Origin of the sequence: Antarcticirhabdus aurantiaca (genome assembly GCF_009765365.1) — a bacterium.
Classification (GTDB): Bacteria; Pseudomonadota; Alphaproteobacteria; order Rhizobiales; family Rhizobiaceae; genus Antarcticirhabdus; species Antarcticirhabdus aurantiaca.
In genome coordinates, this window is record NZ_VTOM01000016.1 from 129,728 (window position 1) to 145,591 (window position 15,864).

14 protein-coding genes and 1 tRNA gene are annotated in these 15,864 nt (G+C 65.8%); 11 read left to right on the forward strand and 4 right to left on the reverse strand.

Features of this window, described 5'->3' with window-relative positions; translation table 11 throughout:
- Positions 1-192 precede the first annotated feature (192 nt).
- Both FZN60_RS18825 and FZN60_RS18830 read right to left on the reverse strand, forming a co-directional pair.
- Entirely contained in the window at positions 193-447 is a 255-nt protein-coding gene (locus tag FZN60_RS18825; protein WP_158875042.1) for a patatin-like phospholipase domain-containing protein, read from the reverse strand.
- A 216-nt stretch (positions 448-663) separates the two neighbouring features.
- Positions 664-918, reverse strand: a complete 255-nt coding sequence (locus FZN60_RS18830) for a hypothetical protein (RefSeq protein ID WP_158875043.1) — start codon at positions 916-918, stop codon at positions 664-666.
- A gap of 835 nt (positions 919-1,753) precedes the next feature.
- On the opposite strand from FZN60_RS18830, the gene FZN60_RS18835 reads away from it, so the two are divergent.
- The 6 genes from FZN60_RS18835 to FZN60_RS18860 all read left to right on the forward strand — a co-directional run bounded on the left by FZN60_RS18835 (position 1,754) and on the right by FZN60_RS18860 (position 7,753).
- The gene (locus FZN60_RS18835) at positions 1,754-2,707 is read left to right on the forward strand and encodes a hypothetical protein (RefSeq protein WP_158875044.1); all 954 of its coding nucleotides are present in this window, start codon (positions 1,754-1,756) and stop codon (positions 2,705-2,707) included.
- 449 nt (positions 2,708-3,156) lie between these two features.
- On the forward strand, positions 3,157-3,777 hold the full coding sequence (locus tag FZN60_RS29330) for a WD40 repeat domain-containing protein (RefSeq protein WP_369413054.1): 621 nt from the start codon (positions 3,157-3,159) through the stop codon (positions 3,775-3,777).
- Between the two features lie 319 nt (positions 3,778-4,096).
- Positions 4,097-5,941, forward strand: a complete 1,845-nt coding sequence (locus tag FZN60_RS18845; RefSeq protein WP_158875046.1) for a TniQ family protein — start codon at positions 4,097-4,099, stop codon at positions 5,939-5,941.
- 385 nt (positions 5,942-6,326) lie between these two features.
- On the forward strand, positions 6,327-6,806 hold the full coding sequence (locus FZN60_RS18850; protein ID WP_158875047.1) for a hypothetical protein: 480 nt from the start codon (positions 6,327-6,329) through the stop codon (positions 6,804-6,806).
- A 34-nt stretch (positions 6,807-6,840) separates the two neighbouring features.
- Positions 6,841-6,913, forward strand: a tRNA-Gly gene (locus FZN60_RS18855).
- A 519-nt stretch (positions 6,914-7,432) separates the two neighbouring features.
- A complete protein-coding gene (locus FZN60_RS18860; RefSeq protein WP_158875048.1) occupies positions 7,433-7,753 on the forward strand; it encodes a hypothetical protein in 321 nt (106 codons plus the stop codon).
- Positions 7,754-8,073: 320 nt separating this feature from the next.
- Here FZN60_RS18860 and FZN60_RS18865 read toward each other — a convergent pair whose 3' ends face one another.
- On the reverse strand, positions 8,074-8,550 hold the full coding sequence (locus FZN60_RS18865; RefSeq protein WP_158875049.1) for a hypothetical protein: 477 nt from the start codon (positions 8,548-8,550) through the stop codon (positions 8,074-8,076).
- A 504-nt stretch (positions 8,551-9,054) separates the two neighbouring features.
- On the opposite strand from FZN60_RS18865, the gene FZN60_RS29445 reads away from it, so the two are divergent.
- Positions 9,055-9,162, forward strand: a complete 108-nt coding sequence (locus FZN60_RS29445) for a hypothetical protein (RefSeq protein ID WP_439647309.1) — start codon at positions 9,055-9,057, stop codon at positions 9,160-9,162.
- A gap of 200 nt (positions 9,163-9,362) precedes the next feature.
- On the forward strand, positions 9,363-10,289 hold the full coding sequence (locus FZN60_RS18875; protein ID WP_158875050.1) for an IS110 family RNA-guided transposase: 927 nt from the start codon (positions 9,363-9,365) through the stop codon (positions 10,287-10,289).
- Between the two features lie 47 nt (positions 10,290-10,336).
- Here the strand turns inward: FZN60_RS18875 and FZN60_RS18880 are convergent, their stop codons facing one another.
- Complete coding sequence (locus tag FZN60_RS18880) at positions 10,337-10,774, reverse strand: hypothetical protein (protein WP_158875051.1); 438 nt, start codon at positions 10,772-10,774, stop codon at positions 10,337-10,339.
- Between the two features lie 492 nt (positions 10,775-11,266).
- On the opposite strand from FZN60_RS18880, the gene FZN60_RS18885 reads away from it, so the two are divergent.
- The 3 genes from FZN60_RS18885 to FZN60_RS28995 all read left to right on the forward strand — a co-directional run bounded on the left by FZN60_RS18885 (position 11,267) and on the right by FZN60_RS28995 (position 15,560).
- Positions 11,267-13,240, forward strand: coding sequence for a TniQ family protein (locus tag FZN60_RS18885; RefSeq protein WP_158875052.1), 1,974 nt, complete (start codon positions 11,267-11,269; stop codon positions 13,238-13,240).
- A gap of 511 nt (positions 13,241-13,751) precedes the next feature.
- The gene (locus FZN60_RS18890) at positions 13,752-14,078 is read left to right on the forward strand and encodes a hypothetical protein (RefSeq protein ID WP_158875053.1); all 327 of its coding nucleotides are present in this window, start codon (positions 13,752-13,754) and stop codon (positions 14,076-14,078) included.
- A 744-nt stretch (positions 14,079-14,822) separates the two neighbouring features.
- Entirely contained in the window at positions 14,823-15,560 is a 738-nt protein-coding gene (locus FZN60_RS28995; protein ID WP_369413055.1) for a DUF4214 domain-containing protein, read from the forward strand.
- Positions 15,561-15,864 lie beyond the last annotated feature (304 nt).

Consider the following 15,864-nt stretch of genomic DNA (forward strand, 5'->3'; position numbering starts at 1 on the left):
ACCGCATCGCACCGATGGTTCGTCGGCAGGCCCGGGCACCCAAGGTGACGCCGGGCATGTCGGCTGCCTCGTGCTTGGTTAGCCTCAGGAGCGGACCGGGCATTTTTCGAAGCGGTCCACGACGTCCTGGAGGAGCAGCACCTGCATTTGATGGCCGGAGCCTTCCACAAGGCTACATGCGACCAGCGGCAGCTACTCCAAGGCACGCTCCACGTCGTCCAGCGCGCGGGGATCAGCGCTTTCGGGCACGTCGATCCTGACGACGTTGTTCTTCCCGTCCAGGAGGAATGCCTGTCCCAGAGCGTTCTTCGACTTCGCCCTCGCGGCTGAGGAGAAAGACCTCATGAACGCCCATTCCTTCGCGCCGCCGTTCCGAGCCTTCTCGTCTACGGTGAAGGTGCCCTCCCCCGTACCGATGCTGAGGATGCGGACGCTCTCGCCGGGCACATCGCAGCTTCGAGGCAGATCGGCACGGCAACCCGTTGGGTAAGTTGACCTTGTAGCGTCAGGTGTGCATCGCCGACCGACCTCCAAACCTCCCGATGCACCGATCCGGATTGTCTCCCTCCTTGCAGTTGCCCTACGTGCGCCCCGATGGGTTGACGCTCAGCCCGCCGGAACGGCGCAGGTGTTGACGGCTCCCGCCAATCATCGGCATCCATGTCATTGCTTCGGCACCTTTCCGTCGAGATCCACACTCAGCAACCGCTCGAAGGCCACCGGCTCGAGCTTGCCCGGAGACCGGAACGGGTCAGAGAAAGCGTAGATGAAGAAGAGCACCACCCCGGAGTAGATCCCGAAGGTCGTCAGGAGCAGGAGGTGGCCGCGGGTCGGGCGATAGACTTGGAAGGGCACCGACAGGAGGGCGAGGCCCGCAATCGCCGGCGCCCAGAACACGCCGCTGAAGCGCCCGAACACGCCGGCCTCCCGCGTCTCCCGCAGCTTGGCGACATCGGTGAGCCGCCTCGTGTTCCCGCTGATCAGTCGACGGGTCGCGACGACAGGCTGAGGACGATCCTGGCAGGCCGACAGACCGGGTTCGACACATGGCAACTCAAAGGGTTGATGAGCCGCCCATTTGCACCCCGCTTCGGTGGTCCGATCCCCGGTCGGCGTGTCCGGCTTGCCGCGGTGCCCGCCTTGCCGCTTTGCGCTCCTGCCGTTCCATTTTAACGCGGGGCCATGATTTCATACCGCCGCGCGTTTGGAACGACCTATTCGGCCTCGGCCGCGCGGCGGCAGCCCGCGCGGCGCTTGAGCGTCTTCCGGCACCGCATGAACCGGCCCGAAGGGTCGGTTCATAGGCGGGTCGGTATCAAGCCCTTGCGGCAGCAGGCCATCCGTCCGGACGGGCTGATCGGCGAAGCGTCTCTGTGCGCTTGGTTCCGACATCCATCGACAGGCTTCCGCGCCGATCGGCATCGAAGATGCGCCGATTCATGAGTGACCATCGGACGCGCGGCGGGGCTCCCTTCCGAAGCGTCCGCCCCATCCTTCTCTGCCCTTGGCGAACCGGCACGACCCGATGATGCCACGCCGACCTTCACGACCGCGCATCCCCGGTTGGTCAAGCAGCTCATCGGGCACCCGCGACGCTGAGCGCGACTGCCTTCTCGCCATTCCACAGAGTCGGCATCAACGGCCTGGCGTACGGCGTCACGATCGAGGACCACCCGGGCCTCGAGTACCGGAGCCGCGGTGCCTGCGGCCATGGATAAGCTGAACCGGGAACTCTACTCGAGGTCGGTCATGCGTGGGCGAGCGGCCCTTGGTCTCAATACTGACCGAGAACGTGATGGTGGCGACCCGACGAAATTCTCGAGGACGGGATGCGGGGTCGTTGCGACGTTGCGATGTCGGCGTACAAGGCGACTCGGGCAGCGTGATCGACATGGGACGCGGGCGAGGTGTTGCAATGCATAACGAAGCGAGGCCTTCGATCGGCCGCAGGTTCGTGGAACCGCGCCAGCAGAGGCAATGGGACGAGTTCTTCAAGAGGTTGGCGCCCCACTCCAAGGTCATCCGCTCGATCGTGGAGGATGCTTTCGAGATGGAAGGGAAACTGGGGTTTGGCCGCATGTTGCCGACCGATCTTGAGTCCGCAAGGGTTGCAGCCGCGCTGCATCAAGACGACACGTTCAAGAACCTCAAAGCTGATGGGATATATCTAACAGCGGATGGAAACTCGGCAGTCCACGTCGAATACCAGTCCACATACAATTCGGGGATGTTCATACGCTTTGTGATGTACAGGGAGGCCTTCATCGAAAAACGGCGCACGCACAAGATCGAGAAGACCCCCTACTGTGTGCTTCTATACTCCGGCAGTGAACACTCGATATGGAAGAACGAGCACCACGGCAAGAAACTACATCAATACGTCGATTTCGTATTCATCATCTTGGAGGCAATGGAACCGGACGCTTTCGACAATGACGATCTCGAGGGACGGATCATCGGACTTTCGCGACCACTAGCAACCGATGTTCAGAAGTTCGTCGCGGTGATGAAAGAGCTGGATGGCTTGTCGGATGCGCGGAGCAAAGGCGTCATGGAGCAGGATAGGCTTGAGTCGCTGAAAACCGCTTTGGTCCTCGCTGGGGTAAATAAACCGGAAATCCGGCCGTGGGTTCTTGGGAGAATGAGAATGGACGAGCAACTTCGCTTGGGACTGGAGGAGATCCTGCCGGAACTCCACCGCTTGTAAATCGCCGACGCGAGGCACCGGGCAAACCTGCATATGCGGGCCGCTGACGAAGCCATACGTGCAGCGGCAGAGAAAGAGAGAGCGGCAACCGAGGCGATCCGGCACGCGAACGAACTGGAACACGTCATGGCTGAATGGATCCGGTCCGTCGTGGAACATCTTGCTCGATCGATGCCCAATTCGGCAGACTGGCACAGACGACTTGGTGATGCGGCGGATGAGGATCTGCCCGATCTTCTGGAGGAAATGGGTCAAGCTCTCGGAAGGGATGGTCTCGACCTCGTATGATCTTGGGCTGCGTAGACATTGGAAGAGGGGTGTAGATCGGCAAGGGATGTGGATCGGCGGCGAATGCCCGCGCCGATCAGCGAGCTGGCCTGCTGAACGGCCCGATCTCAGGTTGATGCTGAGCACTGCCGACCGACATCTGGAGCGCGCCCGGCGAACCCCTGCGGACGTTGAGGGGACACGACGAGCGTGTCCGCAGCGTCGCCTTCGACGCGACCGGACGACGCCTGTTCAGCGGCGGCGGCGCCTCGGTCGTCCGCGCCTGGGACGTAGTGGAAGGGCGCTGCGTCGACGAACTCCTCGGTCACAGCAGCGGCATCTGGTCGTCTCGGCCAGTCCGGACGACTCGATGGCGGCGGCCCGGGGGCGAGGACGGAAGCGTCCGTGTTTGGGACCTTCCATCAGGAGCCTCGACGCAGGGTTGGCCAGAGCGACCTTACGAGGGCACCGGGATCGCGGGCGTGAAGGGCATGTTGCCGACCGAGGTGTCGACCTGGATCTCCCTGGGAGCGGATGCCTCGTCCGCCTCCAGGGCGGGGCAGCGGAAGCGGAAGTCGCCTCTTCCGACGAGCAGGGGCCGTCGCCCTGCGTCCCGACTGTCGATCGGCGACGCATGTCGACCGACTTACGGTCGACGTCTTCAGCAGCCTGCCATGCCGATCGGCGTCAGAACTTCACGCCATCCACAGGTGTCATCGCGATGCGATCGCGCTGCTCGCTGTCGATCGACGACGGGTGGCGGCCAGATCGGGACGGGCGCCCTCGCAAAAGTGCCGAGCTGATCGGCAACGACGCCATGCGGTGGCCCCCGGGTTGGATGTGAGGATCCGCCGCGGGTCGTCTCCGGCGAGGTCGAGACCGACGATACGTCGAACCCGACAAGTTTAGACGACCGATAGAGCCTATCTCAACAAACCCGCGATAGGGCGGCAAGGAGGGAGATCGATCGCGTTTGGCTGGATCTGCGTCCAACGGGAATCCTGGTCATGAAGCGACGGCGGAGCGCGGCACGCAAGTGTCGTGCGTATCCGGCGAAACGCTTGTGGGACGGGGCGCCTCCTTCGACCTACGGGACGACCGAGCCCGCGCTTCTCCCCGGAGGTGGTTGAACCACGCACTTGGAAAGTCGCCGCTGACGATGCCGCGCGGCGAGCACGAGGCTCCCCCGACTTCCTGTCCCGGCTGGCATTCAGGAACGGACGCGACAGCCTGAGACGCCTCTGCGGCGATTTCCGGCTTAGTATTCGAGCGATCCTCGCCGGCGATCCCGCCGCGCTGGCTGCCGTGGCCGAGCTGGGTGACTGCGACCCCGGCGCTCTCCGCAACGATGCATTCGTACTACGGCCCGACGGCCGGCACGATTATCGTGGCGAGACGTTGACGCACCACTTCCTCCAGCGCGGCCGCATGCGCGTATGTCCGGCTTGCATGGATGACGACCTGGCGAGATGGTCGTTCCGGCGGGAGGCGCGTGCCCACCGCCGTTCGGAATGGTGCGTGGCGGGCGTGCGCACCTGCGAGCGCCACGGTCTCTCGCTGGTGGAAATCAGCAGGCCCAGGAGTCCGCACCCGCACGATGCCTCGCACGCGATGGCATCGATTCTCGGTGACCTCTCGTCCGTGCACCGCCGGACGGTCCGCCGCCCCGCATCGGCATTCGAACGCTGTTTGGTCGGCAGGCTGCGGAACCGTAGCGCGGGAACCTGGCTGGATGCATTCCCGCTCTATGCGGCGTGGCAGGTGTGCCTGAGGCTGGGGGTGACGGACCTTCGCGACGCCCGCACCGGATACGGCAAACTTTCGGAGGACGCCCTGTGGGAGTGCGAGGCCGCAGGCTTCGCGGTTGCCGCGGACGGCGAGGACGGGGTGCGGCGGCTGCTCGACCGGTTGCAGTCGTCCTTCCGCGAGCAGCGTCGCAAGAGACGCGAGAGAACGATCCTGGGGCCGCTCTTCAAATGGCTCGACACATCGAACGGAGATGCCGCCTACGAACCGCTGAGGAACCTGATCCGCCGCCACTCGGTCGATACCCTGCCTGTTGGCTCCGGCGAACGGCTGCTGGGCGTCGAGGTCGACGTCCGGAGGGTTCATTCCGTCCAGACGGCGCATGTCGGATCCGGCGCGGAGCGTGCCCGCCTCCATGCGCTCCTGCGGGCGGTCGGTCTCGTCGGTCCGGGATCCGACGGCCTGACACCGGGCAACGTGACCTTCGACGCCGTAGCGGCCGCGCCCTTCCTGGCGGATCTCAAGGATTCGATGTGCCTCCGGGAGGCCGTGCCCTATCTCCGCGTCCCGGTGAACTCGAGGCAAGATTTGATCGCCTCGGGCTTGCTGGTTCCCTGGATCGCCCCGTCTCCGGAACTGCGCGACCACGTGTTTCGCCGGCGCGACCTCGATGCCTTCGCGGCCGCGCTTGCGGCATCGGCCAAGCGACGCTTCCGTGATGATCCGTCCCTCGTGGACCTGCCGACGGCCGCCAAGCACGTGCTGCGTCCGTCCGCCGCCATTGCCCGGCTCCTGATCGAGGGAAGGCTGGGCCGCGTCGGGATCAGGTCGGGAGCGCGCGGGTACATGGCTGTGTTGGTCGATCCCGCGGAAGTGAGACCGCTGCTTCACCGCAAGGATCCGGAAGTGCTGTCCCGGCAGGAAATCGCGAAGCGCCTCGGGATGACGGTGAAGACGGTCAGCGCGCTGTGGCGCCTCGGGGCGATCGCGACGGAGAGCCGCCCCCATCCCGTTGTCGGCAGGGCGCAGAAGGTCGTGCGCCCCGAGGAGGTTGAGCGGTTCCTGGCCGAGTACGTGAAGCTCGGCGACGTGGCGCGTTCGATCGGCAGCAACGTTGCAAGCACGAGGGCCCGCCTCGCGGCGGACGGCGTACTTCCCTGCTTCGACCCGGATGTCCTCGGCCTCTACCTCTACAGACGCAGGGACGTGGCCGCTGTGTAGCCTCGCGCCTGACGCCGCTCGGCCGGGATTGTTGATCGCCGACCTCGCCGACAGCAAGTCGCCCATCAAGCTTGCACGCCGATCGGCGCTGAAGCCGGGCGCGGATGCGAGGGACCGCGTAGGGGCGTTCGCTCGGGGCTGCGGACCCGAGGTCCGTTCCGCCGTCGCGGCTGCCGCGGAGGTACACCGCCGATGGGCGAACCGCTTCGCTTCCACGGGAGGCCTGCGGCCATATGGGCGCCTCCGGACGTCCCGGACCCAAACAGAAGAAGCACCGGACGGACCGGAAATAACCGGATTCCATTTTCCCAAACGGACCCTATGGACAAGCCGCAGACCGTCCGGTAGTGAACAGAAGAAACAGGCGGAAACCCCGATGCCCAGCTTGAACGAACAGATCGAGGAGGTGCGCGGGTTACTGGACGGGCTTTCCAGCGATCTGGACGCCGAAATTCGGGACATCCAAGCGGAGGCGCAGGGTAGGATTTTGGCGGCGGTGGCCGCGTCGAGAGCGAAGCAGGCTTCGATGATGGTGAGGCTGGCCAATCTGTCTGCGGCCGCGAACATGATCGGGATCGGCGGAGAGGTTGTCGATGTGCCGCTCGCGGCCGTGAGTCACCCAACGGATGGCCCGCGCAAGTCGCCGACGGACATCATCCTCCGCGCGCTGCTGTCGAGTGGCGAGCCCGTCTTGTCAACGACGCTCGACAACCTCGTGACGGCCGCCGGGTGGACGAAGTCGGCGGCTGAGAAGACGAAGACGAGGCTGCGGGAAACCGGAGCTGTTGTCCGCGAGGACAGACATTATTCGATCACAAAAATCGGCAGGGAAAGAATCGGAGGACAATCGCCTCCCAAGGAATGAGGGTGACGCCGCTTGCACTGGCGCCACCCTCGATGCGGACGTAGCTCAACGGTAGAGCTTGAAGGCTTCCCACCCTCAGGTTGCGGGTTCGAATCCCGTCGTCCGCTCACGGCAGAGAACCCTTGGCGTCAGCTAAGCGGAGCCGCCATGCGGCGTCAAGGGTTCTTTCGCGTGGAGACTCTCGGTTCGCGGCCGAGCGTTCGTCGGCGTGCGGCCTCGACGCCGATCGGCGCTCCGGCCCTTCGCCCGGATTGATCTCAGGCTGATTGATCGGCGCTGAAGCTCCGTGCCGATCCACACTCATGGGCGCCGAAGCGGGACGACGGTGCCTCCAAGTCGCCGATCGACGGACGGCTCGCTCTTGGACGGCTCCGCCGATGATCGGAGTGGGTCAATCCGTCGGATGCTGGAATCCGCTCGTGAGCCGGGGCCGACCCGGCGTTGCCCATATCTTGCAGGAGCGCTGCTTCGCCCGATGGGCCTCCGAGGCATCGGCGCCCACCTCTATTTGTCGGCTAATTTTTGTTGTCAGGGGTCCGCACGAAAACTCCGTCTGAGGGTTGCGGGCTCCGCCAGACCGGGGAACCATCTGTCGACGCATTGTGCGGTAGAGGGTGACTGAGGACATGAACAGGAACGCAGACGAAGTCGAACTCGCGATCGAGGCGCTTCGGCAGGCTGACCGGGACATGGTGGCGTTCGAACTGGACGAGGGCGACGGTGAGGACACCTTTCTCGGCGAGGGGTCCACGTACGAGCGGATCAAGATCCGTGTCGACGAAGCCATCGCTGCGATCAAGGGCGGAGGGCTGACTTCGGAAACAGCCGCCAAGGGTACTTTGGCGCTGCTCGAGTCAGTCCTCCTCACGACGTACGAATGCCACATGGGCATGATCGAGGCGGCAATCCGGATGACGGAAGCAGCAGAACGCCGGACGAACGGCTAGGCCGTGTCCCGGCTGTCGAACGAAGAGTTGCCGAGCCGAGGTCGAAGGGCATGCCAACTCGGGGCTCCAAGCCAGCAGCCGCACCGTTCGCACAGGCACATTGAATGCACGCCCCTCCACTTGCGCTCTGCTTGGCGGATCAATGCGCCGATCACCGCCATGAGCACGGAGGACGGTCCTACGCTCGGTACGGGACTTGGCCGCGGACGGGTCCCATCCAGGACTGTGGATCGGCGCGCAAGTTCGACACCAGCAGGCGCGGCAACCTGTTCAACTCGCGATGACCAGATGGTCAGCGCCGATCGTCAACGAATGCCCAGTCAATAAGCGACGCGGTCGCGAGACTGCTGGTACTTGCCATGCTCGACGCCGAAGCGCTCGACGAGCGCCCAGTCTCCCGCGCCGTATTCTCCCGCAGGCATGCGGTACGCGGTGAGGATGCCGTAGCCATAGGCACTGTTGGGGGCGGGCGTCACCCAGACCTTTCCGCCGTGCAGGTCGGACAGGTCGCCTGCGACGCGCCAGAGCTCGTCGCCGATGCTGTAGCTTCCGTCCACCGGCACGTGGATCTGGGAGGCGATCATCCCACCGCCCAGCGTGAAGACGACTTCCGGGTTCTCGTCGGAGCGCAGGCTGGCGGTGACGGCCGCGTGGATCTCCCAATCCCTGATGGTGTCCGCGATCTTCAACGCCTCCCGCAGGGCACCCGTCTTGATGCGGACGTCAATGTGACCTGCCGCGGCCGCGGCATTCACGGCGTCCCGGAGTTCGGCCGCCGTCTCGATCTTCTCCAACATGATGTCCCCTTGCGATCGTGGACGGCCGACACGGGCCGCTCTCGAATGCTGGGAGCAATCAGACGGCAGCGCAAGCGCCGGGTCGAAGGCGACAGGCTTGGAAGAGAGAGGTGACCATCTCCGCCGTTCCAAGGCGATGAGAGGAAGCCGCTCGATATCTTCGGCGATCTGCTCGGCTCACCTCCAAACCCAAGCCGACTTCCGACAGCGTCGCCAAGCGACTGTTGGAGCTTCGTCCGCGTCGGTGAAAGGTCGTCAACCGCGTCAATCCCGAGGGCTCATGCGTCGCAAGCGATCGACGCGAGCGGCGACCCTGGCTAGCAGACGGCAACCTCCGCCGAGCCGGCATCCCGACAGCGGGCAACGCGCCGGCCGGACCCGTCGATTTGCAGCTCTCGCTTCCCATCCTGCTCCCTTGGCACGACCTCCTCGGCATCGCCGTCTTGCGGCGTCGGGAGCACTCGCGGGCGCCTCCACATCGTCGGGATCTGCTTCTTCGCGCTCATCACCGCGACGGGCGGCGACACGCTCCGGGGCTTTCTGATCGGCGCACCCGTGTTCTGGATGGTGGACCCACTGCCCATCCTGCGGCGGGAATGTTCGTCTGGGTAGACGTTGGCTTTCGCTGCCTTCCGACGCTGCCCCCCCCTGTCTGTTGAAAATGTGAGAATGTGATCGTGCGGAAGGGAGCCCGTCCCCCCCCCCGAGGGTCAGGAGCCCGTGCGGGAGCAAGGGTCCCTTCCGCGTCTGCTTGACCCTGAACAGTTGCTTGGGACCGCAGATCCCGCACGACATGGACAGGAGCTTTCACCATGCCACAGCCCGTTGTCGGCTGCGATCTTTCACGCGGCTTCATCGATCTCTGCCGTCTGCCCTCGGCCAAGGTCGAGCGCATCGCCAACACGCCGGAGGCCATCTCGGCCTTCCTCGACACGCTCGATCGCGACGTCCTCGTCGTGTTCGAAGCCACCAGCGGCTGCGACGGCGACCTCATCGCCGCCTTGGCCAAACGCAGCCACCCCTTCTCGCGCGTCAAGCCCCGTCAGGCGCGCGAGTTCGCCAGAGCCACCGGCGTTCTCGCCAAGACCGACCGCGTCGACGCTCGCGTCCTGGCACAGATGGGCTCCTCCCTCAGCCTGCCAACTACCGTCCCGCTCAGCCGGGCCCGTGCTGAACTCTCCGACTTTCTCCGGCGGCGCAGGCAGTTGGTCGACATGCGGAAGGCCGAGAAGCTGCATCGACACAGCGCCGGGCAGGACGAGATCGCCACGGCCATCGACGCCATGATCGAACTGCTCGCCCGGCAGATCGGCGATCTCGACCGACGCATCGCGGACCTGATCCATGCGGACCAGACTCTCGCCGAGCAGGCGCGCCTCCTTGCCGCCGTGCCCGGCATAGGTCCAACCGTGCTGGCTACCCTCCTGGGCGAGCTACCCGAGCTCGGCACGCTCTGCCGACGCCGCATCGCCTCACTCGCCGGTCTCGCCCCGCACGCGAGGGAGAGCGGTACCTGGCGCGGGGCACGGCGCATCTGGGGTGGACGACGGAAGGTGCGCGAGGTCCTCTACATCGCGGCACTCAGCGCTTCACGCCGCGTGCCCGTCCTCGTCGCCCTCAAAGACCGCCTGCGCCTCAAGGGCAAGCCACCCAAAACGATCCTGATCGCCGTCGCCCGTCAGCTCCTCGTCATCCTCAATGCCATGCTGCGATCCAAAACACCGATCGCGCTCGCTTGAGCGAACACAGTTGCCCCCCCCGACAGACGGCAAGCGCCGCGCGTCGGCTAGACGAGCCGTCGGAAGAGGATGACCAGGTCGCCGAGGATGCCGAGGGCGACGATGGGGGCATAAGGCAGGAAGACGAACGGAAGGCGGGAGATCGGCAGCAGGTTCGCCTGGTGTTTGTAGTGGCGGTGGTAGACCTCGCCGAACGCGGAGAAGACCTGGAATGGCGGCAGTTCGTCGGATCCCTCGCCCCGAAACCAGCCCTCGATCAGCTTGATCCGGTCCGTGAAGCAGTACTGGAAGCTTTTCCAAAGCGCTTCCAGATACCACAGCGCCGCGGCTAGAACGGCCGTCGCCGTCAGGATGAAAAGGCTGTGCTCCTTGAACCCGAACGCGAGCCCGGCTCCAAGAAGCGGTGTCGCCAACGCCTTCAACGAAAGCGCTCTCTGGTCATAGGCCTCGTACTGCCCTTGGATGAGCAGGTATTCCGCCCTCAAATTATCGTTTGTTCGCACCGTGCGCCCCCGTCCCGCGTCGGGGGATCGTACCTCCATCCATCGGGGCGGCAAGGCGTCGAGAACTGCTCGAGCGAGGGCACGAAGGCGTTTCCCCGACAGAGGGCAGCCGATGAAACGTGCCAGCGGAAGCGCGGCTCGATCCTCTCGCGGATGCGCGCCGGAACGCACGCGGGAGACGGCTGAGCAGGGCCTCGCGACAAGGTGCACTCAGGCGCCAAACAGGAATCTCGGCCAACAGGCACGTCCAATCCCGGAGGCAAGGCCGCAATCAGGGCCGCACCTGCGCTCTGACCGCGACCGCCGACCTGATCGACAGGCTGACCGTGACCTCCTCGCAGATCGGGAGATCGGCCCCCGTCTTGATGGAAATCGCGACCGCGAACGGCACGCGTCGGCAGTCGCGGTCCAGCTAATGCAATGCGCGCGAGCGCGTGCAGCAGGTATTCAGGGATTCGGTCCATAACGCTCCGCATGACCAAGGAACCCGCCGCGAGGAACGACCACCCGGCAAGCACGTACGGAGAGCCCGCTCCGGCGATCGGCCCCCTTCCCTTGAAGCTGGAACGGGGCAATCGAGAGGTGCCGGCCGACTACCTGTCTCGCCTGTCGTTCAGGAACGGACGCGATGGCCTGCGACGGATCTGCAAGGATTTCGGCATCGACCTGCTGTCCCTCCTCCGGGGTGAGGCTGACGCGATCCAGGCGGTCGCGAACCTCAGCGGGATCGACCAGTCGATCCTGTGCGCCGCCGCGCCGCGCGACCTCGGGGAAAGGTCGAAGGTCTCCTTCCGCGAACAGGTTTTCCATCAACCGATGACGAACGATCGCCGGGTCAGGTTCTGCGCTGCCTGCCTGCGGGAGGACGTCGGATCCGGGAGCGGCCGCGTCGAATGCCGTCCGTGGCGCCGCGGCGAGTGGATGGTCCGCGACCTCGCCACTTGCCCGGTCCACTCGCTCGCGCTCGTGGATCTCGAGGGAAGGCTCGTCGACTTCACCCAGGCCATGGTCGGCGTCATCCCGCGCCTCGGGGATCTCGAGCGCTCGGCCGGGTCTCGCCCGCTCACGGGACTGGAACAATACATCCTCGGCAGGCTCTCGGGATCCCCGTCGGACGGCAGAAGCGGGGCGTGGCTGGACGAGATGCCCCTCTATGCCGCCATCCGCTTCTGCGAGGTGCTCGGCACGGTTGCCCTCGAGGGGATCCACGCGAAGGGCAAGCGGGGACACGACCTCACCCTGCGGCCACGGCTGGCAGCGGGATTCGAGATCGCGTCGGCCGGGCGCGGCGAGTTCCGACGCTTCCTGGAAGACCTCCAGCGCGGTCGGCGGAGGATCAAGTCGAGATACGGCCCGTCGGCGTTTTTCGGCCCCATCTACGAGTCCTTCGCGAGCCACCCGCGCGATCCCGCCTACGATCCCGTCCGGCACGAGATCCGCGATCATTGGCTCGAGACGAACGCCGTCGGTCCGGAGGACTCGGATCTTCCGTTCGGCTGGCCCGTGGCGACGCGCCGGCTTCACTCCGTGATCTCCGCGTCCAATGCGTTCGGTGTCCACCCCTCCCCGCTCAGGAATGCCCTTTTCGCCAGCGGGATCGTCGGGCCTGACCAGCGCGACCTCACTAACGACGCCGTGACATTCGATGCTTCCGCTCACGAGTCCTTCATCCGCGACCTGTCCTCGTCCCTTACGCGGACGGCGGCCGCCTCATACCTCGGGATGCCCGATGGGGCGTTTCTGTCGCTCCTCGAGGCGGGACTGGTCGTCCCTTGGCTCGGTGGTACCGGCGAGTCGGTCAAGGACCGCTTCAGAACGGCGGACCTCGACGCCTTCGTCGCCTCGCTGCTCGCGAGCGTCGACGCCTCCCGCAAGGACGACGGAAGCCTCGTCGACATCGCGGCCGCCGCCAAGAGGGTCAAGCGCCGCCCGGCCGCCATCGTGGAACTGCTACTGTCCCGCAAGCTCGAACACGTCGGACATCGGGCCGGCTTGGCCGGATACGGGTCCGTCCTCGTCAATGTGGGTGAGATCCTGGACGTGTTGGGCGCACCGGACGGCACGGGTCTGACGGCGGCCGATGCCAGCGCTGTGACGGGTATTGCGCCCAAGGTGCTCCGGCTGCTGGCGCGGGAGGGACATGTCCGTTCGTGGATGGGTTGGAACCCAGTCACTCGGGCTAAGCCACTCCTGTTAGATCGAGACGACCTGACCCGGTTCTGCGATGAATACGTGGTGCTGTCGGAGCTTGCCTCGGAATGGGGCACCTCCTGGGCGATGGTGAAGATCCACCTCGCGATGGCGGGCACGGAACCTGCTGCCTTCTCCGACACGGTCGGGGCTATTTTCTACGCGAGGAGCGACCTGCCGGATACACGGGAGTTCAACCTGACGGCCTGGCCGCGCTCGGGGCCCGGGCACAGCCCGGCTGGCGACCGAGAAGGCTGAGACCGAAGGCGCCGCCGGACACAGCCCCGCCTGTCGCGCAGCGACCGGTCCGCCGCAAGCCGATCAAGCCCCGTCGATCGTGCGCAATTTCCGAGTCTGACGATCTCGAAATTGGGGCATCGATCGAATCCAGGGCAGCGCCGTTCCGGATCTTGATCGGGGTGAGTCATCTATTCACGCGAAATGGGTTGAGTCAGGATGACGCGCGTTTCGCAGAAACCCTGCAATGCAGGGCCTTCGTGAAGTCAGCGAGTCAGATGCAGTGACGCCCCAAGGGTGCCCTAACGCGTCGTTGGGACTGAGCTCCTAGAAGCACAATCTGACTCAATCTATGCTTGGCCGCGATTCATCCCCCTGAAAGCAGCCTACCTTGTCGCGTTCGAGGAAAGGCGCGCCGAACGGAGGTCCCAGCCGTCGGCACCTCGGCACCCAAATGCCGATCGGAGCCATCGCATGTTGAAGCTTGCACAGCCCCACCGAGCATGCCCTCGTGTAAACGAAGGAGTGCGAGATGAGCATTGAGAGACTGAGTCTCAGGCATAGGGTGAAGAGCGGCAGCCTCGGCCCCGCCACGGAAGCGCTGTCGCGCGAGGAGCTCGACCGGCTGGTCGATGACGTGGTCAGCGACCTCACGGTGCTGAAGCTCAAGGTGACGCCGGACAACATCCGCGACTACGTGGAGAACAACGTCCGCATCAACGTGGACATCGGCCGGTACCTCGCGCCGAGTGCTTCCGACCTCGAGGACGCGTTGGGCCAGTCGCGCTTGGAGGCCAAGTGCGCCGAGCATGTCGGCGCCGACGCGGATGAAGAGGACGCGCCTAAGTTCGGCCGTTGACGCTGGCCGGCGAAACGGGCCGATCCGGTGAACCGGGCGGCGCGTCGTCCGCACGCCTGCGCAACGCACCGAGCGTCCCCGATGCCCGAAGCGGGCGCTCGAGCCGACGTGCCTGCGTCCGCCTCGCCGGGACGGGTTGCGGCAAAGGAAGCCCCAAGGCGACCACAGCAATTCGGAACACATCAAGCACCGCGTCGGGCACCCTGCCAAGGTGCCGACGCCACGACTGCGCCCTTCGGCTCAGCATTGACCTCATCGGACTGAGGCACATCCCTCGGGGACGCCACGCGTCCCCTGCCCCGCTACTCCATCGAGCGCGACACCGGGTCGACCGTTCCCAACACCGAAGTCGCGGGCGTCCGGAAGGCGGTTCAGCTTGCGCCGTCGGCACCTTGCGACCACGCCGTGAGGCCGCGCTCTCGAGTATCGCCCGGGCACCGGCTTCGAGGTGTCCGACGACGCTTTCCGGTAGGCCCACCCCCCTTCGCCGCAGACAGCGTGTGGATCGGCATTGAGGTTCGAAGCCAATCGGCGTGCTAAGCCACTAATCAGATTGAGGTTGCTAGGGTCATCATCACCGCCGATCCACAGGGTGGCACGCTAAGCTTCGGGGCCCGCACCCTTCGCATCAGCTACCAGGGCGGCGACGGCAACGACGTTACCCTCACCGACACGACCGGGCTCCTGGTCCGGCCCGAGGCCTTCGGCACGATCGTCACCAGCCCCGACAGCGCGGCGGGCCAGATCTTCGGCCTCTACGAGGCGCTCCTGAACCGGGCGCCGGACGCGCTGGGCCTCAGCGACTTTGCCGCCGCGATCGAGGCGGGGGCGAGCCTGACGCAGGTCGCAGGCGCGATCCTCACCTCGCCCGAATACGGGTCGAAGCCGGCGCCGACGAGCCCCGCCGCCTTTGTCGGGAGCCTCTACGCCAATCTTCTGAACCGCGCCCCCGACCCGGCCGGCCTGGAGCACTGGACGAGCCAGATCGCGGGCGGGGCGAGCCAAGCATCCGTGGCGGTCGCGATCGCGACCTCGGCGGAGGCGAAGGCCCTGCTTTCGCCGAGCTTTGCAAAGGGCGTGTTCGTGGCGGATGCGAGCGAGGCGGGAGTGGCGCGCCTTTACCACGTCCTCCTCGACCGCGCGCCCGATGCCGGCGGCTTGCAGACCTTCGCGGCCCTCGTCGAGGCGGGCGGCGGCGGGCTCGCCGGCGAGGCGGCGCGGCTCTTGCAGGTCGCCGCCTCGATACTGGCCTCGCCCGAATACGCGAGCAAGCATGCGGGCGAGAGCGCGGCGGCGTTCGTGGCCGATCTCTACGCCGACGCGCTCGGCCGAGCGCCGGATGCGGGCGGGCAGGCCTTCTACCTCGATGCCCTGTCGCAGGGCGCTTCGCGCGCCGAGATCGCGCTCGCCTTCGCCCAGAGCCCCGAGGCGCGGGTGCACCTCGTCGGCCAGGTGGAACTCGAACAGTACCTCGCCGCCTGATCCCCTCACATCGCCGCCTCGAGCGTGAGGGGCGACATCGTCGCGTGACCAGGACCTCGGATTGGAGGCACGATCGTCGCCCTCGTGCCCTCTTCTTGCGCCTTCGCTGCCAAGCGGATTGAAAGCTTGCCATCCCCGCCGAGCCGGCTGGCGGAGACGTCGCGGTGAATCTGCTTCCGACCCTGGCTGTGTCAAAACCCTGCTCATGCTATCTTCTTCAGGGTGGTCTGGAGGATGGCATGGGACGCTTCGTTGTCGGCGCCGATCGCGATCAGGCGACGCTGTTCCCGCCCTGCCTCGAGGA

What these genes read in the sequence shown, in the direction of transcription:
- FZN60_RS18885 (WP_158875052.1), top strand. Translation starts at nt 11,267, where the DNA reads ATGACCAAGGAACCCGCCGCGAGGAACGACCACCCGGCAAGCACGTAC.
- FZN60_RS18875 (WP_158875050.1), top strand. Translation starts at nt 9,363, where the DNA reads ATGCCACAGCCCGTTGTCGGCTGCGATCTTTCACGCGGCTTCATCGAT.
- FZN60_RS18860 (WP_158875048.1), top strand. Translation starts at nt 7,433, where the DNA reads ATGAACAGGAACGCAGACGAAGTCGAACTCGCGATCGAGGCGCTTCGG.
- FZN60_RS18890 (WP_158875053.1), top strand. Translation starts at nt 13,752, where the DNA reads ATGAGCATTGAGAGACTGAGTCTCAGGCATAGGGTGAAGAGCGGCAGC.
- FZN60_RS18865 (WP_158875049.1), bottom strand. Translation starts at nt 8,550, where the DNA reads ATGTTGGAGAAGATCGAGACGGCGGCCGAACTCCGGGACGCCGTGAAT.